We start from the raw sequence: 22,740 nt of genomic DNA, 5'->3' as shown, positions 1-22,740 counted from the left end.
TCACCCACCGCCCGGTGCCAGCATCAGGTTAGGCGCCAGGCGATGAAACCCCTCCGCATCTAAACGGATGTCCAGCGCCAGGCTCGCCAGGTCATCGGCCAGCGGCTCGGCCGCGGCATCGTTCTCCTGGTAATTCTGCTTCAGGTAGGTAGTGCACCCAGGGCAGCACTCCGCCCGCAGCGGCGCCTTGCCCGGCGCATGGCGGTCATCCTCCAGGCTGGTATAACGCAGGTCCTTGCTCGACTCGCAGTACACGCACTTGACCCGCACCACGTGCCATTCGCAGGCGCACAAGGAGCAAGCCAGGTAGCGCAAACCATTATGCTTGCCACGGTTACGCACCACCCCGGCCATGGCCGGTGAACCGCAGGCCGGGCACTGCGCCAGGCTGCCGGAAGGTTTGAGCTCGGGTGACGGCAGCGCCAGCAGCCAGCTGAACCAGGCGGCTTGGAGTGCGGCGCCGAGAAACGGCACCAACGCCGCAGGCACTGCGTCGAACTGCCCTGCAACCAATGCGATACCCCACGCCTTTCGCTCAACGTCTTCACTTTTACGCAGGTCATGCAACGCCGCCGCGAGCGGGCCGCCGGCCTCTTCGTCAAACTGATCGATCAACGCCTGCATCCAGACCAGCCAAGGCCCTTCGCGCACCAGGCTATCGGCCGCAAGCGGCGGTAAACCATGACTTATACACAGCCGTTGGCGCTCTTCTGCTACCGGCAAACCACCCGGCGGGTTATCCACAAGCTGCTGCTGGAAGCGACACAGCCACGCGATAAACCGCAGATAATCGCCAAGAGCGTTGCCTTCGGCCAGCTGCTCCAACCGCTCGGCGCGCAAGGCGAACAGGTCTTTGGGGGGCAGGTGCAGAAACGGCGGCATCACCGCCGATGCTTCAATCTGCCCGGGTTCGAGTATCGTGCTCAAGCGCTTATCCTTCTTTCCGTCCGTGATTGCTCGGCGTCTTGTCACCGGTCACTTCGCGGTACCACAGTTCATGGTGCTTGCGCGCCCAGGCGCGGCTAACCCAACCATGCAGCATGGCGCCGATCGAGCCCTTGATCCAGATACCGGCGTAGATGTGCACGATGATGCTGAGGATCAGCACGAAGCCCGCCAATGCATGGGCAAGCGACGCCAGGCGGATCGAACCGATGTCGAAGAAATGGCTGAAGTACGCGCGCCAGATCACCACGCCGCTGAGCAACAGCACCAGCATGCACAGCAACAGCGTCCAGAACAGCAGCTTCTGCCCGGCGTTGTACTTGCCAATCGGTGGCACGCCGTCTTCACGGTTGACCATTACACGGTCGATGCGGCGCAGCCACAGGCGGTCGTTGGCTGTTATGAAGTTGGCGCGCCAGAACCTGATGACCAGGAAGAGGAAAAACACGAACATCGCCACGCCCATGAACGGGTGCAGGATGCGCGTCCACGGGCCACCGCCAAACAGGTGGCTGAGCCAGAACAGCGCCGGGTGAAACAGCGCCAGCCCGGACAGCCCGGCCATGAAGAACAGGATGGCAACCAGCCAGTGGTTGGTCCGTTCGTTGGCGTTGTAGCGCAGGATGGGTTTGTTGTCGTTCATGGCCGCTGCTCCCCTTGCCCACCGGGCTGCTTCGGATCGTAGACATGCACCGCCGGGTCGACCTGGTGCACGCTGTCATCGGGCGGTGCGGGGTGCTCGTCCTCTTCGACCCGCTGCGGGCCGACCCGCACATAGTGGAAGAACCCGGCCAGCACCGCCGCGCCCATGGCCAGCAGCGCCAGTGGTTTGGTGAAGCCTTTCCACAAGCCCACCAGCGGGCTGATCACCGGTTGGTCCGGCAGGCCGGCATACAATCTGGGCGTGTCGGCATGGTGCAGCACGTACATCACGTGGGTGCCGCCGACGCCGTCCGGGTCGTACAGCCCGGCGTTGTCATAGCCGCGCGACTTGAGGTCGACGATGCGCTCGGCAGCATGCACCTTCATCTCGTCCTTGCTGCCGAAAACAATCGCGCCAGTCGGGCAGGTTTTCACGCAGGCAGGCTCCAGGCCCACGCTCACGCGGTCGGAACACAGCGTGCACTTGTAGGCCTTGTGGTCCTTCTGCGAGATGCGCGGGATGTTGAACGGGCAGCCGGTGATGCAGTAGCCGCAACCAATGCAGTGGTCCTGGTTGAAGTCGACGATACCGTTGGCGTGCTTGATGATCGCCCCCGGGCTCGGGCAGGCCTTGAGGCAGCCGGGGTCGGCGCAGTGCATGCAACCGTCCTTGCGGATCAGCCACTCCAGGTTGCCGTCGTCGCGCTCGTGTTCGGTGAAGCGCATGAGGGTCCAGGTCTCGGCGGTGAGGTCCTGGGGGTTGTCGTAGGTACCGTGGTTGTGGCCGACCTCGTCACGCAGTTCGTTCCACTCCGAACACGCCACCTGGCACGCCTTGCAGCCGATGCACTTGGTGGTGTCGATCAGCTTGGCGACTTCCTCCTGCTGGCGTACCGAGGGCGGTACGGTGGTGGTGGCCGAGCGGGCGATGATGTCTTGGCTGGCCATCAGAGTTTCTCCACTTTAACGAGGAACGACTTGGACTCCGGTGTCTGCGTGTTGCCGTCACCCAGGAAGGGCACCAGGGTGTTGGTCAAGTAGCCATGCCGGGTGGCACCGGTGAAGCCCCAGTGCAGCGGGATGCCGATCTGGTGCACGGTCTGGTTGTTGACCTGCAGCGGGCGAATCCGCTTGGTCACCACCGCCACCGCCTCGATATGCCCGCGTTTGCTCGACACCCGCACCCGGTCGCCGGCCTTGATGCCCTTCTCGTTGGCCAGCACCTCGCCGATCTCGACGAACTGTTCGGGCTGGGCGATGGCGTTGAGCCGGCAATGCTTGCTCCAGAAGTGGAAGTGCTCGGTCAGCCGGTACGTGGTCGCCGCATAAGGGAACTCGTCGTGCGTGCCCAAGGTGTCCCACACCGAATCGAAGATTCGCCCCGCCGGGTTGCTGGTGGCCTTCTTGTTCTGCGGATGCAGCGGGTTGATGCCGATGGGCGTTTCGAACGGCTCGTAGTGCTCGGGGAACGGGCCTTCGGCCATCTTGTCGATGGCAAAGAACCGCGCCACGCCTTCGGGGTTCATGATGAACGGGTTCATCCCTGCGTCGGGTGGCGAATCGACCTTGAAGTCGGGCACGTCGGTGCCAGTCCAGGCCTTGCCGTTCCACCACACCAGGCGCTTCTTCTCCGGGTCCCAGGGCTTGCCTTGCGGGTCGCTGGAGGCGCGGTTGTAGAGGATGCGGCGGTTGGCCGGCCAGGCCCAGGCCCAGTTCTGCACCTGGTGCATGCCAAAGGGGTCGCTGTTGTCGCGGCGCGCCATCTGGTTGCCCTGCTCGGTCCAGCTGCCGGCGAAAATCCAGCAGCCGGACGCCGTACTGCCGTCGTCCTTGAGCTGGCCGAAGCCTGCCAACTGTTGCCCGCCCTTGACCACCGTGCCGCTCGGGTCGGTGACGTCAGTCACGGCCCAGCCGTTCATTTCCTTGGCCAGCTCCTCAGGTGAGGGCTCTTCAGGGATCTTGTACGGCCAGCTGATGTTCATCATGGCATCGGGGTACGCGCCGCCCTCGGTCTGGTAGCGTTGGCGCATGCGCAGGAACAACTCGCTCATGATGTGCACATCGGTGCGCGTCTCGCCCGGGCCGTCGGCGCCCTTCCAGTGCCACTGCAGCCAGCGGCTGCTGTTGACCAGCGAGCCGTCCTCTTCGGCGAAGCAGGTGGTGGGCAGGCGGATCACTTCCGTCTGGATGTTGGCCGTGTCGACGTCGTTGTACGGCCCGGCGTTGCGCCAGAACTCCGACGTCTCGGTGGCCAGCGGGTCCATGATCACCAGCCACTTGAGCTTGCCGAGTGCCGCAGTGACACGGTTTTTATCCGGCAACGCGGCAATCGGGTTGAAGCCTTGGCAGATGTAACCGTTAACCTTGCCCTGGCCCATCATCTCGAACATGCGCAGCACGTCGTAGGCCGGCACATCGAGCTTGGGCAGCCAGTCGTAGCCCCAGTTGTTTTCCGCCGTGGCGTTGGCGCCGTACCAGGCCTTCATCAGGCTGACGTGGAACTTGCCGTAGTTCTGCCAATAGGAGAGCTGCCCCGGGCGCAGCGGCTTGGAGGCGCGCTTGTCGATGAAGGCGGCGTAGTCCTGCTCGGCATCACCGGCCAGGGTCAGGTAGCCCGGCAGCGAGTTGGAGAGCAGGCCGAGGTCGGTCAGCCCCTGGATATTGGAGTGCCCACGCAGGGCGTTGACCCCGCCCCCAGGCATGCCGACGTTGCCCAGCAGCAACTGGACCATGGCCGCACTGCGGATGATCTGCGCGCCGATCGAATGCTGCGTCCAGCCCAGCGCATAGAGGATCGTCATGGTCTTGCCCGGTACCGAGCAGGTGGCGATCTCCTCCCAGATCTTCATCATGGCGTCCTGCGGCATACCGCAGGTCATGCTCGCCAGTTCCGGGGTATAGCGGCTGTAGTGCTGCTTCATCAGCTGGAACACGCAACGCGGGTGCTGCAAGGTCGGGTCGACCTTGGCGAAGCCATCTTCACCGAGCTCATAACCCCAGCCGGACTTGTCGGCATATACGCGCTTGGCCGCGTCATAGCCGCTGAACAGCCCGTCTTCGAAGCCATAGTTTTCTTTGACGATGAACGACACGTCGGTGTAGTTGCGCACGTATTCGTGCTGAATCTTGTCGTTGCTCAGCAGGTAGTTGATCAGCCCGCCCATGAAGGCAATGTCGCTGCCGGTACGAATCGGCGCGTAGTAATCCGCCACCGAGGCGGTACGGGTAAACCGCGGGTCGACCACAATCAGCCGCGCCTTGTTGTGCGCTTTGGCCTCGGTCACCCACTTGAAGCCGCACGGGTGCGCTTCTGCTGCGTTGCCACCCATCACCAGGACCAGATTCGCGTTGGCGATATCTGACCAGTGGTTGGTCATGGCGCCACGGCCGTACGTCGGGGCAAGACTTGCCACCGTCGGGCCGTGTCAGACACGAGCCTGGTTATCGAACCCCAGCATGCCGGTTGCGCGTACGACCTTGTGGGTCAGGTAGCCCGCCTCGCTGGAGGCGGCGGAGGCAGCGAGAAAACCGGTGGTGAGCCAGCGGTTGACGGTTTGCCCCTGGGCGTTCTTCTCGATGAAGTTGGCGTCGCGGTCCTGTTTCATCAGGTCGGCGACGCGGTCGAGCGCCTCGTCCCAGCTCACCCGTACCCACTCCTTGCTGCCCGCCTTGCGCACTTCAGGGTATTTGAGGCGGCTGGGGCTGTGGATAAAGTCCAGCAGGCCCGCGCCTTTCGGGCACAGGGTGCCGCGGTTGACCGGATGGTCGGCGTCGCCTTCGATGTGGATGATGTTCTGTTTGACGTTTTTGCCCGCATCGCCCTGGCTGTACATGATCAGGCCGCAGCCGACCGAGCAGTAGGGGCAGGTGTTCCGGGTTTCTTTGGTATGCGCCAGCTTGAAGTGGCGCACCTGCTCGGCGAAGGCCGGCGTCGGGGCCATGCCCAACGCCGCCAGGCTAGAGCCTCCAAGGCCGACGGCGGCGACCTTGAAGAACTGCCGACGGTTGAGATCCATCGTGCACTCCTGATCAGGTGGTGGACGCACGGAACATGGCCGGCGCCTCTTGGTAGTCACGGTGGCGGTTTATTCGTGGCCGCCAAGGGGTAAGACTAGTCAAGAATCGGGAAGGTGTGGTGACTTGGGTCACGTGGGTGGTTGGTGATGAGGGCGTTATGGCCGCCAGGTGCATGGCTTGGGTTTTATGGGGATGCGCAAATCGAGCGCCGCCCGCGCGGCGCGCGATCTCATGGGCGCTGAATGTTTTGAGCCAAACACATCGGGCCCCACCCATTTCCTGCCATGCGACCACACGCAACAAATCCATCTTCCGTAAGACATTTCTGATCCTGAAACCAAATGCTTCAGGATTAGCATGCTTGGGAATTATCCTACGCGCGCTGCTGAAGTGTCGCTGTTGTCGGGGAAACGCCTCAGGGATACCGTTTTCGGGTCGTTTAGGCGACCGGGCGTGAGAACCCGACTGATACAAGGCATTGCCGTTATGGCGGCCGTGCGCGGGCAGGCTTGTCCTGGCCGAGTTTTGCCTTTGTTCCTCGGTTTCTCACCCCGTGCACGGCTGCCACCCATAATCCGTGAGAAAGATTCAGTTGGCAGTTTCCTTAAGTCGAACAAAGGATACATGCCATGAAAAAGATCGTCCCCGACCCACCCCGCCGCAACCCCATCACCACTCCATTCTTCACCGTCCAAGCCGACATGTACCCACCCGACGCCCTGGCCCACGTCAGCGAACTGTTACGCGGCGTCATCGAAACCATCGACGAACACTGCAGAGCTCGGGCGGGCGAACCCGGCCTGAACATGCTGAGCAATGCCATGCATGCCAGCGAGATCGCCCACTCACTGGTGGAGCACGTTCATGATCGGCTCTACAGCCAACGGGTCGAGGATTGACGACATGGCGGACCAACCCAAACCGCTTACAACCGTCGGCGTGGCGACCTTTCTCGATGTGGGTAACCCTCCGATCGACCTCCTACGCATGCAGCCTGGTGTTCCCATCGACGGTGCGTACGAGCAGGTCTCCGTGCTGCTGGGCTACATCAGGCATCTTGTTCGTGAAGGGGATATGGAGGATGACCACAAGTTGCTGGGCGCGGCGGATTATCTGAGCGCGTTGGCAAAGGCGCTGATGAACGATATCGAGATAGCCAAGAACAGGCTGCATTGACCTCAAGGGCCCGATCGCTCGCTTGTCGGCGGTTGGGCCATCAGCTGCCATCCAGTGACCGCACATCAATTTCGGAAACGGACTACATCCAAGAGCGCCAACCCCTTGCTAGGTTCGCGAAAAAACCTAGGGATGGTGCTCACATGAATACGAACTACGGCCGTGTCACACTTTTCATGTTTTCGCTGTTACTCGCAGCACCAGCGCTGGCTGAAGCACTGAAAACCCCATCTGCGTCAGCCATCACTGCCGAGGGTGCTCGAACAATGGCCGCTGCCGCCGAGCGTGCGGCCCGCGCTCAGGGGTTTGCCATCGTCATCAGCATTGTCGACAACCAGGGCAACCTCAAGCACTTCCACCGCATGGACGGCACTAGCAGCGCCAATATAAAAGTCGCACAGCTCAAGGCATTGACCTCCGCCCGCTTCCCGCTTTCGTCCAGTGCCCCCGCAGAACAAAGCGCTGCGCTTCCAGCAAACCCGTACGCGTCCCTGCCAGGCCATACGCTGCTGGGCGGCGGGCTGCCGATCCTGGACGCGAACGGCCAGCATATCGGCGGCATCGGTATCAGTGGCGCAACGCCGGAGCTGGACGCGCAATTTGCACAGGCCGCGCTGGATGGCGATGCCTGAACTCGCGCATAAAAAAACCCAGGGCAACTGCCCTGGGTTTCTGGTGTAGCGCGACGCCTGACCGTTTTTATCAGAACGGAATATCGTCATCAAAGCTATCAAAGTCAGCCGCCGGCTGCGGTGCTGGCTGTTGCGGCGCTGGGCGCTGCTGGGCCTGTTGCGGGCGCGGGGCCTGCTGACGCTGCTGCGGGGCCTGGTTGTACTGTTGCTGCTGGCCACCCTGGTTGTAGTTGTTACCACCACCCTGGTTGTACTGGTCGCCGCCACCTTGCTGGTTCTGCGGACGGCCGCCCAGCAGCTGCATGGTGCCCTGCATGTCGACGATGATCTCAGTGGTGTAACGCTTGATACCGTCTTTTTCCCACTCGCGGGTCTGCAGCTTGCCTTCGATGTACACCTGCGAACCCTTGCGCAGGTATTCGCCAGCGATTTCGGCAACCTTGCCGAACATCGACACACGGTGCCACTCGGTACGCTCGACCTTCTGGCCCGACTGCTTGTCGGTCCACTGCTCACTGGTAGCCAGGCTCAGGTTGGTCACGGCGTTACCGTTGGGCAGGTAGCGGACTTCGGGATCCTGGCCACAGGTGCCGACCAGAATGACTTTGTTAACCCCACGGGCCATAACGTTCTCCTAGGCTTCGCACGCCGAAGAGGCTGGGTTTACCAGACGCTCGAGGGTCGCACGGTCCAAAATTTTCGTATCCAGTTTGATATAGATGGCAGCTTCTTCTGCCACCACAACGGCGTCGGTCACACCCGGCACGGCCATCAGGCGTTCGGTCAGGCCGGCTTCCCGGACTGCCTCAGGCGTCAGCGGCATGCGCAGGCTGGTCACATACGGCGGCTCGTTCATGCGCAAGGCAACGACCAGCCATACGGCACACAGTACTGCACAGCCGAGGAACACCGTGTTCAGCCCGCCGTGCTGGAACAACCAGCCACCGAGGATTCCTCCCAGCGCGGCGCCAAGGAACTGGCTGGTGGAATACACCCCCATCGCCGTCCCTTTGCCACCAGCAGGCGACACCTTGCTCACCAGCGAAGGCAGCGACGCCTCCAGCAGGTTGAATGCAGTAAAGAATACCACGGTGCCAATCACCAGTCCGCGCAAGTTGTCAGCCCACTGCCAGAAGAACACCTCCACCAGCAGCAACACACTGACCGCCCCGGCCAGCACGCGTTTCATCTTGCGCTTCTTTTCGCCGTAGATGATGAACGGGACCATTGCAAAAAATGAGATGAACAGCGCGGTCAGGTACACCCACCAGTGCTCTTCCTTAGGCAGGCCACCACGCTCGACGAACGCCAGCGGCAGCGCGACGAAGCTGGCCATGAGGATGGCATGCAGGATGAAGATACCGATATCCAGGCGCAGAAGGTCCGGATGGCGCAGGGTCGGGCCGAGGGCCTGCCGTGCGACGCCCGATTCGCGGTGCTGCAAGGTGCTGTGGGTGTTGGGCACGACGAAGGCGATCAGCAGAATGCCGACCAGGGCAAGTCCTGCCGTGGCCAGGAACAATCCTGACAGGCCGAAGGCACTGGTGAGCAGCGGGCCGACGACCATCGCCACGGCGAACGACAGGCCGATGCTCATGCCGATCATGGCCATGGCCTTGGTGCGGTGTTGTTCGCGGGTAAGGTCGGACAGCAGCGCCATGACCGCCGCGGAAATCGCCCCCGCGCCCTGCAGGATGCGCCCGGCGATCACGCCCCAGATGGAGTCGGCCTGGGCCGCCAGCACACTGCCAAGGGCAAAGATCACCAGCCCCACATAGATGACCGGACGACGGCCAATGCGGTCGGAGATCACCCCGAACGGGATCTGCAGGAACGCCTGGGTCAGGCCGTAGGCGCCAATGGCCAGGCCGATCAGCGCGGGCGTGGCGCCGGCCAGGTCCATGCCGTAGGTGGCCAGCACCGGCAAGACCATGAACATGCCCAGCATACGAAAGGCAAAGACCAGGGCCAGGCCGCTAGCGGCGCGGGTTTCGCTGCCACTCATGCGCTCGTTGTGGGTGTCGTGCATGGATTAACCTCGTGTGAACCGGCGGCGATTCTATCAGTCCGACAGCTTGACGGCATCTACGCGACGCTTTGCCGCGTACTGGCAGCGCGCCGTATACTTCCTTGTTTATGCCCGCCGAGCGAGGCCGCAGTGGACAAGATCCTGATTCGTGGGGCACGTACCCACAACCTGAAGAACATCGACCTGACCCTGCCGCGGGACAAACTGATCGTGATCACCGGTTTGTCCGGTTCCGGCAAGTCGTCCCTGGCGTTCGACACGTTATACGCCGAGGGCCAGCGTCGCTACGTGGAATCGCTGTCGGCCTATGCCCGGCAATTCCTGTCGATGATGGAAAAGCCCGACGTTGACACCATTGAAGGCTTGTCACCGGCCATTTCCATTGAGCAGAAGTCGACCTCGCACAACCCGCGTTCGACGGTCGGCACCATCACCGAGATCTACGACTACCTGCGCCTGCTGTATGCCCGCGTGGGTACCCCGCGTTGCCCGGACCACGACATCCCGCTGGAAGCGCAAACCATCAGCCAGATGGTCGACCTGGTGCTGGAGCGCCCCGAGGGTAGCAAGCTGATGCTGCTGGCGCCGGTTATCCGCGAGCGCAAGGGTGAGCACCTGGCGGTGTTCGACGAACTGCGCGCTCAAGGCTTCGTCCGCGCACGGGTCAACGGCAAGCTGTACGAGCTCGACGAACTGCCCAAGCTGGACAAGCAGAAGAAGCACAGCATCGATGTGGTGGTGGACCGCTTCAAGGTCCGCGCCGATTTGCAGCAGCGCCTGGCCGAGTCGTTCGAGACCGCGCTCAAGCTCGCCGACGGTATCGCCCTGGTGGCACCGATGGACGACGAGGAAGGTGAGGAGACCATCTTCTCCGCCCGTTTCGCCTGCCCGATCTGTGGCCATGCAATCAGCGAGCTGGAACCCAAGCTGTTCTCCTTCAACAACCCGGCCGGTGCCTGCCCGACCTGTGATGGCCTGGGGGTGAAGCAGTTCTTCGACACCAAGCGCCTGGTCAACAGTGAGCTGACCTTGGCCGAAGGCGCGATCCGCGGCTGGGATCGGCGCAACGTCTATTACTTCCAGATGCTCGGCTCGCTGGCTGCGCACTACGGTTTCAGCCTGGATGAGCCGTTCGGCGAACTGTCGGCCGATCACCAGAAGGTGGTCCTGCAGGGCAGCGGCAAGCAGAGCGTCGACTTCAAGTACCTCAACGACCGTGGCGACATCGTCAAACGCTCGCACCCGTTCGAAGGCATCGTGCCGAACCTGGAGCGACGCTACCGCGAGACCGAGTCGGCCACCGTGCGTGAAGAGCTGGCCAAGTTCCTCGGCACCCAGCCCTGCCCCGACTGCCGCGGCACCCGCCTGCGCCGTGAGGCGCGTCACGTCTGGGTGGGCGAGAAGACCCTGCCGGCGGTAACCAACCTGCCGATTGGTGAAGCCAGCAACTACTTTGGTGATCTGACACTGACCGGTCGCCGGGGCGAAATTGCCTCGAAGATTCTCAAGGAAATCTGCGAACGCCTGCAGTTCCTGGTCAACGTTGGCCTGGATTACCTCACCCTGGACCGCAGTGCCGACACGCTGTCGGGCGGCGAAGCACAGCGGATCCGCCTTGCCAGCCAGATCGGCGCAGGCCTGGTCGGCGTGATGTACATCCTGGATGAACCGTCCATCGGTCTTCATCAACGGGACAACGACCGCCTGCTCGCCACCCTCAACCACCTGCGCGACCTCGGTAACACGGTGATCGTGGTCGAGCACGATGAAGACGCCATTCGCCTGGCTGACTACGTGGTGGACATCGGCCCGGGTGCCGGCGTGCATGGCGGCCAGATCGTTGCCGAAGGCACCCCGCAGGAGGTCATGGACCATCCCGACTCGCTGACCGGCAAGTACCTCTCGGGCCGCAAGAAGATCGCGGTACCGGCCAAACGCACCCCGCGCAATAAAAAACTGTCGCTCAAGCTCAAGGGCGCCCGCGGCAACAACCTGCAGAACGTCGACCTGGAAATCCCGATCGGCCTGCTGACGTGCGTCACGGGTGTGTCGGGCTCGGGTAAGTCGACGCTGATCAACAACACGCTGTACCCTCTCGCCGCCACCGCGCTCAACGGCGCGAGCAGCCTGGAGGCCGCGCCGCACAGCAGCATGGACGGCATGCAGCACCTGGACAAGGTGGTCGATATCGACCAGAGCCCGATCGGCCGTACACCGCGCTCGAACCCGGCGACCTATACCGGCATCTTCACCCCGATCCGCGAACTGTTCTCTGGCGTGCCGGAGTCTCGTTCACGCGGTTACGGCCCAGGGCGCTTCTCGTTCAACGTCAAGGGTGGCCGGTGCGAGGCTTGCCAGGGCGATGGCCTGATCAAGGTCGAGATGCACTTCCTGCCAGACATCTACGTGCCGTGCGATGTGTGCAAGAGCAAGCGCTATAATCGCGAAACCCTGGAGATCAAGTACAAGGGCAAGAACATCCACGAGGTGCTGGAAATGACCATCGAGGATGCCCGCGAGTTCTTCGATGCGGTGCCGGCGCTGGCGCGCAAGCTGCAAACACTGATGGACGTCGGCCTCTCGTACATTAAGCTGGGCCAGTCGGCGACGACCTTGTCCGGCGGTGAGGCGCAGCGGGTCAAGCTGTCCCGCGAGCTGTCCAAACGCGATACCGGCAAGACCCTGTACATCCTCGACGAACCGACCACAGGCCTGCATTTCGCCGATATCCAACAGTTGCTGGATGTATTGCACCGCCTGCGCGATCACGGCAACACCGTCGTGGTGATCGAGCACAACCTGGACGTGATCAAGACCGCCGACTGGCTTGTGGACCTGGGGCCGGAGGGTGGCTCCAAAGGGGGGCAGATCATTGCCAGCGGTACGCCGGAAGAACTGTCCAAGATGAAGCAGTCCTACACCGGGCATTACCTCAAGCCACTGCTGGAGCGTGACCGGGCTTAAACTACCTGTGTACGAAAAAAGCCCCTGGTACCGATGGTGCCAGGGGCTTTTTCGTGGCTTGTGGATAACTTACATCTGCGACTGCAGGTAGTTCTCCAGGCCGATGGCCTTGATCAAGCCCTGCTGCTTCTCAAGCCAGTAGGTGTGATCTTCTTCGGTATCGGCCAACTGCGCGCGCAGGATGTCGCGGCTGATGTAGTCCTTGTGCAGTTCGCACAACTCGATGCCTTTGCAGAGCGCGGCGCGGACCTTGTATTCGAGCTTGAGGTCGGCCTCGATCATTTCCGGCACGGTGCTGCCCACTTCCAGGTCATCCGCGCGCATGTCGGGGGTGCCTTCGAGCATCAGGATACGACGCATCAGCGCATCGGCGTGCTGGGTTTCTTCTTCCATCTCGTGGTTGATGCGTTCGTAGAGCTTGGACAGGCCCCAGTCTTCGTACATGCGCGAGTGGATGAAGTACTGGTCGCGTGCTGCCAGTTCGCCCTTCAGCAACGTGACGAGGTAATTGATTACGTCCGGGTGACCTTGCATCGCCCTGCTTCTCCCTGTGGATACATCGATATGGAACATAGTGTGAACCAGGAATTGCTCGGGGTCACTGAAAAACGCGCAATTAGAAGCAAAAAATCGGTTAAACAGTAGTGATATTCATTGAAAAACCGCCCAAATGAGGGCGGTTCTTCTTATCACTTCGAGTTAGGCGAGATTCACGCCCAACGCTTTGGCAATCCCTTCGCCGTAGGCTGGATCGGCCTTGAAGAAGTACTGCAACTGACGCTGGATCACATCTTCACTGACCCCTGCCATGGTCCCGGCGATGTTGTTGATCAGCAATGCCTTCTGCTCGTCGTTCATGAGGCGGAACAGCGCACCGGCGTGGCTGTAGTAGTCGTTGTCCTCACGGTGATCGTAGCGATCTGCCGAACCGTTCAGCGCGAGCGCAGGCTCAGCGTGGCGTGGCGACTGTTTCGGCGCATCGCCGTAGCTGTTGGGCTCATAGTTAGGCGCAGTGCCGTAGCTGCCAACCGCCATGGAACCATCACGCTGGTAGCTGTTGACCGGGCAGCGAGGCGCGTTGACCGGCAGCTGCTGGTGGTTGGTGCCAACGCGGTAGCGGTGAGCATCGGCGTAGGCGAACACACGGCCTTGCAGCATGCGGTCGGGCGACAGCCCCACGCCTGGGACCATATTGCTCGGGCCAAACGCGGCCTGCTCGACTTCCGCGAAGTAGTTGAGCGGATTGCGGTTGAGCTCCAGCACGCCCACCTCGATCAACGGATAGTCCTTCTGCGACCAGGTCTTGGTCACGTCGAACGGGTTCTCGTCGCGGTTGGCCGCCTCGGCTTCGCTCATCACCTGAATACACACCGTCCAGCGTGGGTAGTCGCCACGCTCGATGGCCTCGAACAGATCACGCTGGGCGTAGTCCGGGTCGGTGCCGGCCAGCCGTGCAGCGTCGGCGGGCGCCAGGTTCTTGATGCCTTGCTGGGTCTTGAAGTGCCATTTGACCCAGGTGCGTTCGCCAGCAGCGTTTATCAGGCTGTACGTGTGGCTGCCGAAGCCGTGCATGTGACGGTAGCCGTCAGGAATGCCACGGTCGGAGAACAGGATGGTGACCTGGTGCAGCGCTTCAGGCGAGTGCGACCAGAAGTCCCACATCATCTGGGCATTCTTCAGGTTGGATTGCGGGTGGCGCTTCTGCGTATGGATGAAGTCCGGGAACTTGAGCGGGTCACGGATGAAGAACACCGGGGTGTTGTTGCCAACGATGTCCCAGTTGCCTTCCTCTGTGTAGAACTTGACCGCAAAACCACGAGGGTCACGTTCGGTGTCAGCCGAACCACGCTCGCCTCCGACGGTGGAGAAACGCAAGAAGGTTTCGGTTTGCTTGCCGATCTGTTCAAACAGCTTGGCGCTGCTGTAGCCGGAGATGTCCCGGGTCACGGTGAAGGTGCCATATGCACCCGACCCTTTGGCGTGCACGCGACGCTCAGGGATGTTCTCGCGGTTGAAGTGGGCGAGCTTCTCGATCAAGTGGAAGTCGTCGAGCAGCAACGGGCCACGCGGGCCGGCAGAGCGGGAATTCTGGTTGTCAGCTACGGGGGCACCGCTGGCGGTGGTGAGAATCTTGCTCATGGGCTCTCCTTATCGGTCTTGAACTGCCGGCTAATCGGCTTGGATAGGAGTATCGACGAGCGGTTGTTTCAGAACAAATTCATTACATGACTTGTATCAATAGAAATTAACAATACCTACAGAAACAAAAAACCGGGCACAAGGCCCGGTTCTTTGTAGCAGACAGAACGTCTTACTCGGCAGCTTCTACAGCACCACCGACCGGACGATCAACCAGCTCGACGTACGCCATAGGCGCGTTGTCGCCAGCGCGGAAACCGCACTTCAGGATGCGCAGGTAGCCGCCCTGACGGGTGGCGTAACGCTTGCCCAGGTCGTTGAACAGTTTGCCAACAGCGGACTTCGAACGGGTACGGTCGAAGGCCAGACGGCGGTTAGCAACGCTGTCTTCCTTGGCCAGGGTGATCAGCGGCTCGGCAACGCGGCGCAGTTCCTTGGCTTTCGGCAGGGTGGTTTTGATCAGCTCGTGCTCGATCAGCGACACAGCCATGTTCTGGAACATAGCTTTGCGGTGAGAGCTGGTACGGCTCAGGTGACGTCCACTTTTACGATGACGCATGATTCATTCCTTACCAAACACTACGTTCGGTGATTACGACGATCAGGCGGTCGCCTTGTCGTCTTTCTTAAGACTTGCAGGCGGCCAGTTGTCGAGGCGCATGCCGAGAGACAGACCACGAGAGGCCAGGACGTCCTTGATTTCAGTCAGGGACTTCTTGCCCAGGTTAGGAGTCTTCAACAACTCTACTTCGGTACGCTGAATCAGGTCGCCGATGTAGTAGATGTTCTCCGCCTTGAGGCAGTTGGCCGAACGTACAGTCAGTTCCAGGTCGTCAACCGGACGCAGCAGGATCGGATCGATCTCGTCTTCCTGCTCGACTACGACAGGCTCGCTGTCACCTTTGAGGTCGACGAACGCGGCCAGCTGCTGTTGCAGGATGGTCGCAGCGCGGCGGATAGCCTCTTCAGGGTCCAGAGTGCCGTTGGTTTCCAGATCAATGACCAGCTTGTCCAAGTTGGTACGCTGTTCAACACGGGCGTTTTCGACCACATAGGCGATACGACGCACGGGGCTGAACGAAGCGTCCAACTGCAGACGGCCAATGCTACGGCTTTCGTCTTCGTCGGTTTGACGGGAGTCAGCCGGCTCGTAACCGCGACCACGAGCTACAGTGAGCTTCATGTTCAGGGCGCCATTCGACGCCAGGTTCGCGATTACGTGATCGGGGTTGACGATCTCGACATCGTGATCCAGCTGAATATCGGCAGCGGTAACCACCCCCGAACCCTTTTTCGACAAGGTCAGCGTAACTTCGTCACGACCGTGCAGTTTGATAGCCAGGCCTTTCAGGTTCAACAGGATTTCAATTACGTCTTCCTGAACACCTTCGATCGCGGAGTACTCATGGAGTACGCCATCGATCTCGGCCTCGACTACTGCACAGCCAGGCATGGAGGACAACAGGATGCGGCGCAGCGCGTTGCCCAGGGTGTGGCCGAAACCACGCTCGAGAGGCTCGAGCGTGATCTTGGCGCGGGTCGGACTGACTACCTGCACATCAATGTGGCGGGGAGTCAGGAACTCATTTACCGAAATCTGCATGGATGCACCTATTTTCTAGCCCTTACTTGGAGTAGAGCTCGACAATCAGGTTTTCGTTGATGTCGGCAGACAGATCGCCACGAGCAGGAACGTTCTTGAAAACGCCCGACTTCTTAGCAGTATCAACGTCTACCCACTCAACGCGGCCACGCTGGGCGCACAGTTCAAGGGCTTGAACAATGCGCAGCTGGCTCAGCGACTTCTCGCGAACCGCGACCACGTCACCCGGACGAACTTGGTAGGATGGAATGTTTACAGTCTTACCGTTGACGCTGATCGCTTTGTGCGAAACCAGCTGACGGGACTCGGAACGAGTCGAGCCGAAGCCCATACGGTAAACGACGTTATCCAGACGGCACTCGAGCAGTTGCAGCAGGTTCTCACCGGTTGCGCCTTTTTTCGAGGCTGCAGCTTGGTAGTAACCGCGGAACTGACGCTCCAGAACACCGTAGATACGACGGACTTTTTGTTTCTCGCGCAGCTGGGTACCGTAGTCGGACTGACGGCCACGGCGCTGGCCGTGGATACCTGGGGCTGCTTCGATGTTGCACTTCGATTCCAGAGCGCGAACGCCGCTCTTCAGGAACAGGTCAGTGCCTTCACGACGAGACAGTTTGCATTTTGGACCAATGTAACGTGCCATTCTTCTGTCTCCTGATTACACGCGGCGCTTCTTCGGCGGACGGCACCCGTTATGCGGGATTGGCGTCACGTCGGTGATGCTGGCGATCTTGTAGCCGCAGCTGTTCAATGCACGAACGGCGGACTCACGACCTGGACCTGGACCCTTGACGTTAACGTCGAGGTTTTTCAGACCGTATTCCAGCGCAGCTTGACCAGCACGCTCAGCAGCGATCTGAGCTGCGAACGGGGTGGATTTGCGCGAACCACGGAAACCCGAACCACCGGAGGTCGCCCAGGACAAAGCATTGCCCTGACGGTCGGTGATGGTCACGATGGTGTTGTTGAAAGAAGCGTGGATGTGGGCGATGCCATCAACCACTGTCTTTTTGACTTTCTTACGAGGACGAGCAGCAGGTTTTGCCATGTCTATATTCCTGGGCGATTACTTGCGGATCGGCTTACGCGGGCCCTTGCGGGTGCGTGCGTTGGTCTTGGTGCGCTGACCGCGAACCGGCAGACCTTTACGATGACGCAGGCCGCGGTAGCAACCCAGGTCCATCAAGCGTTTGATCTTCATGTTGATGTCACGACGCAGGTCACCTTCGGTGGTGAACTTCGCAACTTCGCCACGCAGGGTTTCGATTTGCTCGTCGCTCAGATCCTTGATCTTTGCGGCTGGATTTACGCCAGCGTCTGCACAGATCTTCTGTGCAGTTGTGCGACCGACACCATAGATGTAGGTCAGCGAGATAACAGTATGCTTGTTATCTGGAATGTTGACGCCTGCAATACGGGCCATTCAGTGGGACTCCAATTGACAGCTACCTACGCCCCGGAAGCCAAGAAATAGGGCGCGAGATAATATCGCTGTAGAAACGAATAATCAACCCAGCAGCACACTAGCTGCTGGGTTTGAAACGCAGATCACACTCAGCCTTGGCGCTGTTTGTGACGCGGTTCCGAGCTGCAGATCACTCGTACGACGCCTTCGCGACGGATGATCTTGCAGTTACGGCACAGCTTTTTCACCGATGCACGAACTTTCATTACCGACTCCTCGAACCTTAGGGGCGTATCAGCGCAGCAAACCGCTGCCACCGTAGCCTTTCAGGTTGGCTTTCTTCATCAGGGATTCGTACTGGTGCGAAACGAGGTGCGATTGTACTTGGGACATGAAGTCCATCACAACCACTACCACAATCAGCAACGAGGTCCCGCCAAGGTAGAACGGCACATTTGCTGCCACCACCAGGAACTGGGGCAGAAGGCAGACGGCCATCATGTATAGAGCACCGAACATGGTCAAACGGGTCAGAACGCCATCAATGTAGCGCGCCGACTGCTCACCAGGACGGATACCCGGAATAAAGGCACCGGACTTCTTCAGGTTTTCCGCTACGTCTTTCGGGTTGAACATCAACGCTGTGTAGAAGAAGCAGAAGAAAATGATCCCCGCACTAAACAGCAGAATGTTCAACGGCTGACCAGGAGCGATCGACTGCGAGATGTCCTGCAGCCAGCCCATACCTTCGGACTGACCGAACCAGGCACCCAACGAAGCCGGGAACAGCAGAATGCTGCTCGCGAAAATGGCCGGGATAACCCCCGCCATGTTCACCTTCAGCGGCAAGTGGCTGGTCTGCGCAGCGAAGACCTTGCGGCCCTGCTGACGCTTGGCGTAGTGAACGGCGATACGACGCTGACCACGCTCAATGAACACCACGAAACCGATAATCGCTACTGCCAGCAAACCGATAGCGACCAGGGCGAAAATGTTGATATCGCCTGTGCGCGCAGACTCGAAAGACTGCCCGATTGCTCTCGGAAGACCGGCAACGATACCTGCGAAGATCAACATCGAGATACCATTGCCCACACCGCGCTCGGTGATCTGCTCGCCCAGCCACATCATGAACATCGCGCCTGCCACGAACGTGGAGACGGCGACCACATGGAAGCCCAGACCTGCAGAAAACGCCACGCCCTGGTTGGCCAGGCCAATGGACATGCCAATGGCTTGGACCAGCGCCAGGATAACGGTGCCGTAGCGGGTGTACTGGCTGATCTTGCGACGGCCAGCTTCACCTTCCTTCTTCAACTGCTCCAGTTGCGGGCTGACCGCCGTCATCAGCTGCATGATGATCGATGCCGAAATGTACGGCATGATCCCCAGTGCAAAGATGCTCATGCGTTCGAGCGCGCCACCGGAAAACATGTTGAACAAGCTAAGAATGGTCCCCTCATTCTGCCGAAACAGATCCGCCAGACGGTCCGGATTGATGCCTGGAACCGGGATATGCGCACCTATCCGATAGACGATGATCGCCATGAACAGAAAGCGCAGACGAGCCCAGAGTTCCGACATCCCGCCCTTACCGAGCGAAGAGAGAGCACCTTGCTTAGCCATTTATTCCTCGAATTTGCCGCCAGCTGCTTCGATAGCCGCACGCGCACCCTTGGTGGCTGCGATGCCCTTGATGGTGACTGCGCGAGTAACTTCGCCAGACAGCATGATTTTCACACGCTGAATGTGCTGGTTGATCACGTTGGCATCCTTCAGGGACTGCACGGAGATCACGTCGCCTTCCACTTTAGCCAGCTCGGACAGACGCACTTCTGCGCGGTCCATGGCCTTCAGGGAAACGAAGCCGAACTTCGGCAGGCGACGGTGCAGCGGCTGTTGACCGCCTTCGAAGCCCGGAGCGATCGAACCACCCGAACGGGAAGTCTGACCTTTGTGGCCACGGCCGCCGGTCTTACCCAGACCGCTACCGATACCACGACCCGGACGATGTTTTTCGCGACGGGAACCCGGCGCTGGACTCAGATCATTGAGTTTCATCGATTAACCCTCGACGCGCAGCATGTAGTAAGCCTTGTTGATCATCCCGCGATTCTCGGGAGTATCCTGGACTTCTACAGTGTGACCGATGCGACGCAGACCCAGACCTTTAACGCACAGTTTGTGGTTAGGAATACGGCCCGAGACGCTCTTGATCAGCGTTACTTTTACGGTTGCCATGATCAGAAGATCTCCTCAACGCTCTTGCCGCGCTTGGCAGCAATGGACTCAGGAGATTGCATGGCTTTCAGACCCTTGAAGGTGGCGTAAACCACGTTCACTGGGTTGGTCGAACCGTAGCACTTGGCCAGGACGTTCTGAACACCAGCAACTTCCAGGACAGCACGCATAGCGCCGCCGGCGATGATACCGGTACCTTCCGAAGCAGGCTGCATGTAAACCTTCGAGGCGCCGTGGGCAGCCTTGGTGGCGTACTGCAGGGTGGTGCCCTTCAGGTCAACCTGGATCATGTTGCGACGAGCAGCTTCCATGGCTTTCTGGATCGCGGCAGGTACTTCGCGCGATTTGCCACGGCCGAAGCCGACGCGACCTTTGCCATCACCTACCACGGTCAGCGCGGTGAAGGTGAAGATACGGCCGCCTTTAACGGTTTTAGCTACGCGGTTAACTTGAACCAGCTTCTCGATGTAGCCTTCGTCGCGCTTTTGATCGTTATTTGCCATAACTTAGAACTCCAGCCCGCCTTCACGAGCAGCATCAGCCAGCGCTTTGACGCGGCCATGGTACTTGAAGCCGGAACGGTCAAAGGCAACTTGAGATACACCGGCGGCTTTCGCACGCTCAGCTACCAGCTTGCCAACCTTAGTGGCCGCGTCGATGTTGCCAGTGGCGCCATCACGCAGGTCTTTGTCCAAGGTCGAGGCGCTTGCCAAAACCTTGCTGCCGTCGGCCGAAATGACCTGGGCGTAGATGTGCTGCGAGGAGCGGAACACGCACAGGCGCACGACTTCGAGTTCGTGCATCTTGAGACGTGCTTTGCGAGCGCGACGCAGTCGAGTAACTTTTTTGTCGGTCATTTGCTAGGCCCTACTTCTTCTTGGCTTCTTTACGACGGACTACTTCGTCCGCGTAACGCACACCTTTACCTTTGTAAGGCTCTGGCGGACGGAAGTCGCGGATTTCAGCGGCCACCTGACCTACCAGCTGCTTGTCGATACCCTTGATCAGGATGTCGGTTTGGCTGGGAGTTTCAGCAGTGATGCCGGCTGGCAGTTCGTAGTCCACTGGATGCGAGAAGCCCAGAGCCAGGTTCAGGACGGTGCCTTTGGCCTGTGCCTTGTAACCAACACCGACCAGCTGGAGCTTACGCTCGAAGCCTTGGCTTACGCCTTGGACCATGTTGTTGACCAGAGCACGGGTAGTACCGGCCATGGCGCGAGCTTGCTGATCACCGTTGCGGGCGACGAAACGCAGTTCGCCGGACTCTTCGGTAACTTCAACAGACGAGTGAACGTTCAGTTCGAGAGTGCCTTTGGCACCCTTCACCGAAAGCTGTTGGCCGGCGAATTTGACTTCGACACCAGCTGGCAGCTTAACGGGGTTCTTAGCGACGCGAGACATGCCTATCTCCCCTTAGAACACTGTGCACAGAACTTCGCCGCCGACACCGGCAGCGCGCGCAGCGCGGTCAGTCATCACACCTTTGTTGGTGGAGACGATAGACACGCCCAGGCCGCCACGAACTTTCGGCAGGTCTGTGACGGACTTGTACTGGCGCAGGCCAGGACGGCTGGAACGCTTCAGTTCCTCGATGACCGGACGGCCTTCGAAGTACTTGAGTTCGATCGACAGGGACGGCTTGGCTTCACCAGTAACCTGGTAGCCAGCGATGTAACCTTCGTCTTTCAGAACTTTGGCAACCGCGACCTTCAGCGTGGAGGAAGGCATGCTTACGACGGACTTTTCAGCCATCTGGGCATTACGGATGCGAGTTAGCATGTCCGCTAACGGGTCCTGCATACTCATGGGCTAGATGCTCCTGATACAAGAATTATTAGCCTTGCGGCTATCACAACCACCAAAGCAGGCAGGGTAAAAAACCCAGGCTCGGGTGAGCCGGTCATTCTAGACACAAGGCAGAAACGAAACAAGCCCCATATAGGGGCTTGTTTGTTGGCGAGGTCACCGGCGGTCGGAAGATTGCTCCCCTTCCGCCGGGATCACACCTGCAGTGCTTACCAGGAGGCCTTGACCAGACCTGGTACGTCACCGCGCATTGCCGCTTGACGCAGCATGTTACGGCCCAGGCCGAACTTACGGTATACACCGTGAGGACGACCGGTCAGGCGGCAACGGTTGCGCAGACGCGCAGCGCTGGCATCACGTGGCTGCTTCTGCAGAGCGACAACGGCAGCGAAACGCTCTTCAGGAGAGGCGTTCACGTTGACGATGGTCGCTTTCAGCTCAGCACGCTTTTTGGCGAACTTGGCGACCGTGAGCTGACGCTTCAGCTCGCGGTTTTTCATGCTCTTCTTGGCCATTTTCCTACTCCAATCAGTTGCGGAACGGGAATTTGAATGCACGCAGCAGAGCGCGGCCTTCGTCATCCGAACGAGCAGTGGTGGTCAGGGTGATGTCCAAACCGCGCAGAGCATCGATCTTGTCGTAATCGATTTCCGGGAAGATGATCTGCTCTTTCACGCCCATGCTGTAGTTGCCACGGCCATCGAAGGACTTGGCATTCAGGCCGCGGAAGTCGCGAACCCGAGGCAGGGAGATCGCCAGCAGGCGGTCCAGGAATTCGTACATTTTTTCGCGACGCAGGGTCACCTTGACACCGATCGGCCATCCTTCACGGACTTTGAAGCCCGCGATGGATTTACGAGCGAAAGTCACAACCGGCTTTTGACCGGTGATCTTTTCCAGGTCAGCAACAGCGTGCTCGATGACTTTTTTGTCGCCGATCGCTTCGCCCAGACCCATGTTCAGGGTGATCTTGGTAACGCGCGGAACTTCCATCACGTTCGACAGCTTAAGTTCTTCCTTAAGCTTAGGAGCGATTTCGTTCCGGTAAATCTCTTTCAGTCGTGCCATGGCATACAGGCGGCCGAGGCTGCAACCTGTCCGGCAGCACCGGCGGCACCACGCAGCTCAAAGCTTGAACCGC

General features: G+C 60.1%; 27 protein-coding genes. 4 read left to right on the top strand and 23 right to left on the bottom strand.

What is annotated here, in order from left to right; all coding sequences use genetic code 11:
- Genes fdhE through fdnG form a run of 4 tightly spaced genes read right to left on the bottom strand, consistent with a single transcriptional unit; the run spans position 1 to position 5,603 of the window.
- Entirely contained in the window at positions 1-927 is a 927-nt protein-coding gene (fdhE, locus tag ACIPIJ_RS25465; protein ID WP_401082075.1) for a formate dehydrogenase accessory protein FdhE, read from the bottom strand.
- A 4-nt stretch (positions 928-931) separates the two neighbouring features.
- Positions 932-1,588: a formate dehydrogenase subunit gamma gene (locus ACIPIJ_RS25460; RefSeq protein WP_401082072.1), complete on the bottom strand. Its 657-nt coding sequence runs from the start codon at positions 1,586-1,588 to the stop codon at positions 932-934.
- Positions 1,585-2,535, bottom strand: coding sequence for a formate dehydrogenase subunit beta (gene fdxH, locus ACIPIJ_RS25455; RefSeq protein ID WP_401082069.1), 951 nt, complete (start codon positions 2,533-2,535; stop codon positions 1,585-1,587). The genes ACIPIJ_RS25460 and fdxH overlap by 4 nt, the downstream gene beginning before the upstream one ends.
- Complete coding sequence (fdnG, locus tag ACIPIJ_RS25450; RefSeq protein ID WP_401082066.1) at positions 2,535-5,603, bottom strand: formate dehydrogenase-N subunit alpha; 3,069 nt, start codon at positions 5,601-5,603, stop codon at positions 2,535-2,537. The genes fdxH and fdnG overlap by 1 nt, the downstream gene beginning before the upstream one ends.
- 630 nt (positions 5,604-6,233) lie before the next feature.
- Between fdnG and ACIPIJ_RS25445 the strand changes: the two genes are divergently transcribed.
- From ACIPIJ_RS25445 to ACIPIJ_RS25435, 3 genes are all read left to right on the top strand, one after another.
- On the top strand, positions 6,234-6,503 hold the full coding sequence (locus ACIPIJ_RS25445) for a hypothetical protein (RefSeq protein ID WP_401082063.1): 270 nt from the start codon (positions 6,234-6,236) through the stop codon (positions 6,501-6,503).
- Between the two features lie 4 nt (positions 6,504-6,507).
- Positions 6,508-6,780 (top strand): DUF3077 domain-containing protein, encoded by a 273-nt coding sequence (locus ACIPIJ_RS25440; RefSeq protein ID WP_401082060.1) that lies wholly within the window; start codon positions 6,508-6,510, stop codon positions 6,778-6,780.
- A gap of 143 nt (positions 6,781-6,923) precedes the next feature.
- On the top strand, positions 6,924-7,412 hold the full coding sequence (locus ACIPIJ_RS25435) for a heme-binding protein (protein WP_401082057.1): 489 nt from the start codon (positions 6,924-6,926) through the stop codon (positions 7,410-7,412).
- A gap of 70 nt (positions 7,413-7,482) precedes the next feature.
- On the opposite strand, the gene ssb is transcribed toward ACIPIJ_RS25435, so the two are convergent.
- Positions 7,483-8,037, bottom strand: coding sequence for a single-stranded DNA-binding protein (ssb, locus tag ACIPIJ_RS25430; RefSeq protein WP_387530035.1), 555 nt, complete (start codon positions 8,035-8,037; stop codon positions 7,483-7,485).
- Between the two features lie 9 nt (positions 8,038-8,046).
- Positions 8,047-9,441 carry an MFS transporter gene (locus tag ACIPIJ_RS25425; RefSeq protein WP_401082054.1) on the bottom strand — a complete coding sequence of 465 codons (1,395 nt, stop codon included), beginning with the start codon at positions 9,439-9,441 and terminating at the stop codon, positions 8,047-8,049.
- 129 nt (positions 9,442-9,570) lie between these two features.
- On the opposite strand from ACIPIJ_RS25425, the gene uvrA reads away from it, so the two are divergent.
- Entirely contained in the window at positions 9,571-12,405 is a 2,835-nt protein-coding gene (gene uvrA, locus ACIPIJ_RS25420) for an excinuclease ABC subunit UvrA (protein ID WP_401082051.1), read from the top strand.
- 69 nt (positions 12,406-12,474) lie between these two features.
- Here the strand turns inward: uvrA and bfr are convergent, their stop codons facing one another.
- From bfr to rplE, 17 genes are all read right to left on the bottom strand, one after another.
- Positions 12,475-12,939: a bacterioferritin gene (gene bfr, locus ACIPIJ_RS25415; RefSeq protein WP_012316512.1), complete on the bottom strand. Its 465-nt coding sequence runs from the start codon at positions 12,937-12,939 to the stop codon at positions 12,475-12,477.
- Between the two features lie 165 nt (positions 12,940-13,104).
- Positions 13,105-14,544, bottom strand: coding sequence for a catalase (locus ACIPIJ_RS25410; protein ID WP_401082047.1), 1,440 nt, complete (start codon positions 14,542-14,544; stop codon positions 13,105-13,107).
- A gap of 172 nt (positions 14,545-14,716) precedes the next feature.
- Entirely contained in the window at positions 14,717-15,103 is a 387-nt protein-coding gene (gene rplQ, locus ACIPIJ_RS25405; RefSeq protein WP_003255451.1) for a 50S ribosomal protein L17, read from the bottom strand.
- Positions 15,104-15,145: 42 nt separating this feature from the next.
- A complete protein-coding gene (locus tag ACIPIJ_RS25400) occupies positions 15,146-16,147 on the bottom strand; it encodes a DNA-directed RNA polymerase subunit alpha (protein WP_003255452.1) in 1,002 nt (333 codons plus the stop codon).
- Between the two features lie 22 nt (positions 16,148-16,169).
- Positions 16,170-16,790, bottom strand: a complete 621-nt coding sequence (gene rpsD, locus ACIPIJ_RS25395) for a 30S ribosomal protein S4 (protein ID WP_079226347.1) — start codon at positions 16,788-16,790, stop codon at positions 16,170-16,172.
- 15 nt (positions 16,791-16,805) lie between these two features.
- Positions 16,806-17,195, bottom strand: coding sequence for a 30S ribosomal protein S11 (gene rpsK / locus ACIPIJ_RS25390; protein WP_003255454.1), 390 nt, complete (start codon positions 17,193-17,195; stop codon positions 16,806-16,808).
- An 18-nt stretch (positions 17,196-17,213) separates the two neighbouring features.
- Positions 17,214-17,570 (bottom strand): 30S ribosomal protein S13, encoded by a 357-nt coding sequence (gene rpsM, locus ACIPIJ_RS25385; RefSeq protein WP_003255457.1) that lies wholly within the window; start codon positions 17,568-17,570, stop codon positions 17,214-17,216.
- 131 nt (positions 17,571-17,701) lie between these two features.
- Positions 17,702-17,818, bottom strand: a complete 117-nt coding sequence (rpmJ, locus tag ACIPIJ_RS25380) for a 50S ribosomal protein L36 (protein ID WP_046788135.1) — start codon at positions 17,816-17,818, stop codon at positions 17,702-17,704.
- Between the two features lie 28 nt (positions 17,819-17,846).
- Positions 17,847-19,178: a preprotein translocase subunit SecY gene (secY, locus tag ACIPIJ_RS25375; protein WP_003255459.1), complete on the bottom strand. Its 1,332-nt coding sequence runs from the start codon at positions 19,176-19,178 to the stop codon at positions 17,847-17,849.
- On the bottom strand, positions 19,179-19,613 hold the full coding sequence (rplO, locus tag ACIPIJ_RS25370) for a 50S ribosomal protein L15 (protein WP_003255461.1): 435 nt from the start codon (positions 19,611-19,613) through the stop codon (positions 19,179-19,181).
- Positions 19,614-19,616: 3 nt separating this feature from the next.
- Complete coding sequence (gene rpmD, locus ACIPIJ_RS25365; protein WP_008089798.1) at positions 19,617-19,793, bottom strand: 50S ribosomal protein L30; 177 nt, start codon at positions 19,791-19,793, stop codon at positions 19,617-19,619.
- Between the two features lie 2 nt (positions 19,794-19,795).
- Positions 19,796-20,296: a 30S ribosomal protein S5 gene (gene rpsE, locus ACIPIJ_RS25360; protein WP_003255465.1), complete on the bottom strand. Its 501-nt coding sequence runs from the start codon at positions 20,294-20,296 to the stop codon at positions 19,796-19,798.
- Between the two features lie 3 nt (positions 20,297-20,299).
- A complete protein-coding gene (rplR, locus tag ACIPIJ_RS25355) occupies positions 20,300-20,650 on the bottom strand; it encodes a 50S ribosomal protein L18 (RefSeq protein WP_008089801.1) in 351 nt (116 codons plus the stop codon).
- A 10-nt stretch (positions 20,651-20,660) separates the two neighbouring features.
- Positions 20,661-21,194, bottom strand: coding sequence for a 50S ribosomal protein L6 (rplF, locus tag ACIPIJ_RS25350; RefSeq protein ID WP_009681972.1), 534 nt, complete (start codon positions 21,192-21,194; stop codon positions 20,661-20,663).
- Between the two features lie 12 nt (positions 21,195-21,206).
- Positions 21,207-21,599, bottom strand: coding sequence for a 30S ribosomal protein S8 (gene rpsH / locus ACIPIJ_RS25345; protein WP_008089805.1), 393 nt, complete (start codon positions 21,597-21,599; stop codon positions 21,207-21,209).
- 209 nt (positions 21,600-21,808) lie between these two features.
- Complete coding sequence (rpsN, locus tag ACIPIJ_RS25340; RefSeq protein WP_008089807.1) at positions 21,809-22,114, bottom strand: 30S ribosomal protein S14; 306 nt, start codon at positions 22,112-22,114, stop codon at positions 21,809-21,811.
- 13 nt (positions 22,115-22,127) lie between these two features.
- Positions 22,128-22,667, bottom strand: a complete 540-nt coding sequence (gene rplE, locus ACIPIJ_RS25335; RefSeq protein WP_012316517.1) for a 50S ribosomal protein L5 — start codon at positions 22,665-22,667, stop codon at positions 22,128-22,130.
- Positions 22,668-22,740 lie beyond the last annotated feature (73 nt).

The sequence above is a fragment of the Pseudomonas sp. NPDC087185 genome (assembly GCF_044744955.1).
GTDB lineage: Bacteria > Pseudomonadota > Gammaproteobacteria > Pseudomonadales > Pseudomonadaceae > Aquipseudomonas.
The sequence above is the reverse complement of the archived record's forward strand: the minus strand, read 5'-3'. Positions and strand labels throughout refer to the sequence as shown.

Coding starts and splice junctions, on each gene's coding strand:
- ACIPIJ_RS25460 (WP_401082072.1), bottom strand. CDS start 1,588: ATGAACGACAACAAACCCATCCTGCGCTACAACGCCAACGAACGGACC.
- fdxH (WP_401082069.1), bottom strand. CDS start 2,535: ATGGCCAGCCAAGACATCATCGCCCGCTCGGCCACCACCACCGTACCG.
- ACIPIJ_RS25445 (WP_401082063.1), top strand. CDS start 6,234: ATGAAAAAGATCGTCCCCGACCCACCCCGCCGCAACCCCATCACCACT.
- ACIPIJ_RS25440 (WP_401082060.1), top strand. CDS start 6,508: ATGGCGGACCAACCCAAACCGCTTACAACCGTCGGCGTGGCGACCTTT.
- ACIPIJ_RS25435 (WP_401082057.1), top strand. CDS start 6,924: ATGAATACGAACTACGGCCGTGTCACACTTTTCATGTTTTCGCTGTTA.
- ssb (WP_387530035.1), bottom strand. CDS start 8,037: ATGGCCCGTGGGGTTAACAAAGTCATTCTGGTCGGCACCTGTGGCCAG.
- ACIPIJ_RS25425 (WP_401082054.1), bottom strand. CDS start 9,441: ATGCACGACACCCACAACGAGCGCATGAGTGGCAGCGAAACCCGCGCC.
- bfr (WP_012316512.1), bottom strand. CDS start 12,939: ATGCAAGGTCACCCGGACGTAATCAATTACCTCGTCACGTTGCTGAAG.
- ACIPIJ_RS25410 (WP_401082047.1), bottom strand. CDS start 14,544: ATGAGCAAGATTCTCACCACCGCCAGCGGTGCCCCCGTAGCTGACAAC.
- rplQ (WP_003255451.1), bottom strand. CDS start 15,103: ATGCGTCATCGTAAAAGTGGACGTCACCTGAGCCGTACCAGCTCTCAC.
- ACIPIJ_RS25400 (WP_003255452.1), bottom strand. CDS start 16,147: ATGCAGATTTCGGTAAATGAGTTCCTGACTCCCCGCCACATTGATGTG.
- rpsD (WP_079226347.1), bottom strand. CDS start 16,790: ATGGCACGTTACATTGGTCCAAAATGCAAACTGTCTCGTCGTGAAGGC.
- rpsK (WP_003255454.1), bottom strand. CDS start 17,195: ATGGCAAAACCTGCTGCTCGTCCTCGTAAGAAAGTCAAAAAGACAGTG.
- rpsM (WP_003255457.1), bottom strand. CDS start 17,570: ATGGCCCGTATTGCAGGCGTCAACATTCCAGATAACAAGCATACTGTT.
- rpmJ (WP_046788135.1), bottom strand. CDS start 17,818: ATGAAAGTTCGTGCATCGGTGAAAAAGCTGTGCCGTAACTGCAAGATC.
- secY (WP_003255459.1), bottom strand. CDS start 19,178: ATGGCTAAGCAAGGTGCTCTCTCTTCGCTCGGTAAGGGCGGGATGTCG.
- rplO (WP_003255461.1), bottom strand. CDS start 19,613: ATGAAACTCAATGATCTGAGTCCAGCGCCGGGTTCCCGTCGCGAAAAA.
- rpmD (WP_008089798.1), bottom strand. CDS start 19,793: ATGGCAACCGTAAAAGTAACGCTGATCAAGAGCGTCTCGGGCCGTATT.
- rpsE (WP_003255465.1), bottom strand. CDS start 20,296: ATGGCAAATAACGATCAAAAGCGCGACGAAGGCTACATCGAGAAGCTG.
- rplR (WP_008089801.1), bottom strand. CDS start 20,650: ATGACCGACAAAAAAGTTACTCGACTGCGTCGCGCTCGCAAAGCACGT.
- rplF (WP_009681972.1), bottom strand. CDS start 21,194: ATGTCTCGCGTCGCTAAGAACCCCGTTAAGCTGCCAGCTGGTGTCGAA.
- rpsH (WP_008089805.1), bottom strand. CDS start 21,599: ATGAGTATGCAGGACCCGTTAGCGGACATGCTAACTCGCATCCGTAAT.
- rpsN (WP_008089807.1), bottom strand. CDS start 22,114: ATGGCCAAGAAGAGCATGAAAAACCGCGAGCTGAAGCGTCAGCTCACG.
- rplE (WP_012316517.1), bottom strand. CDS start 22,667: ATGGCACGACTGAAAGAGATTTACCGGAACGAAATCGCTCCTAAGCTT.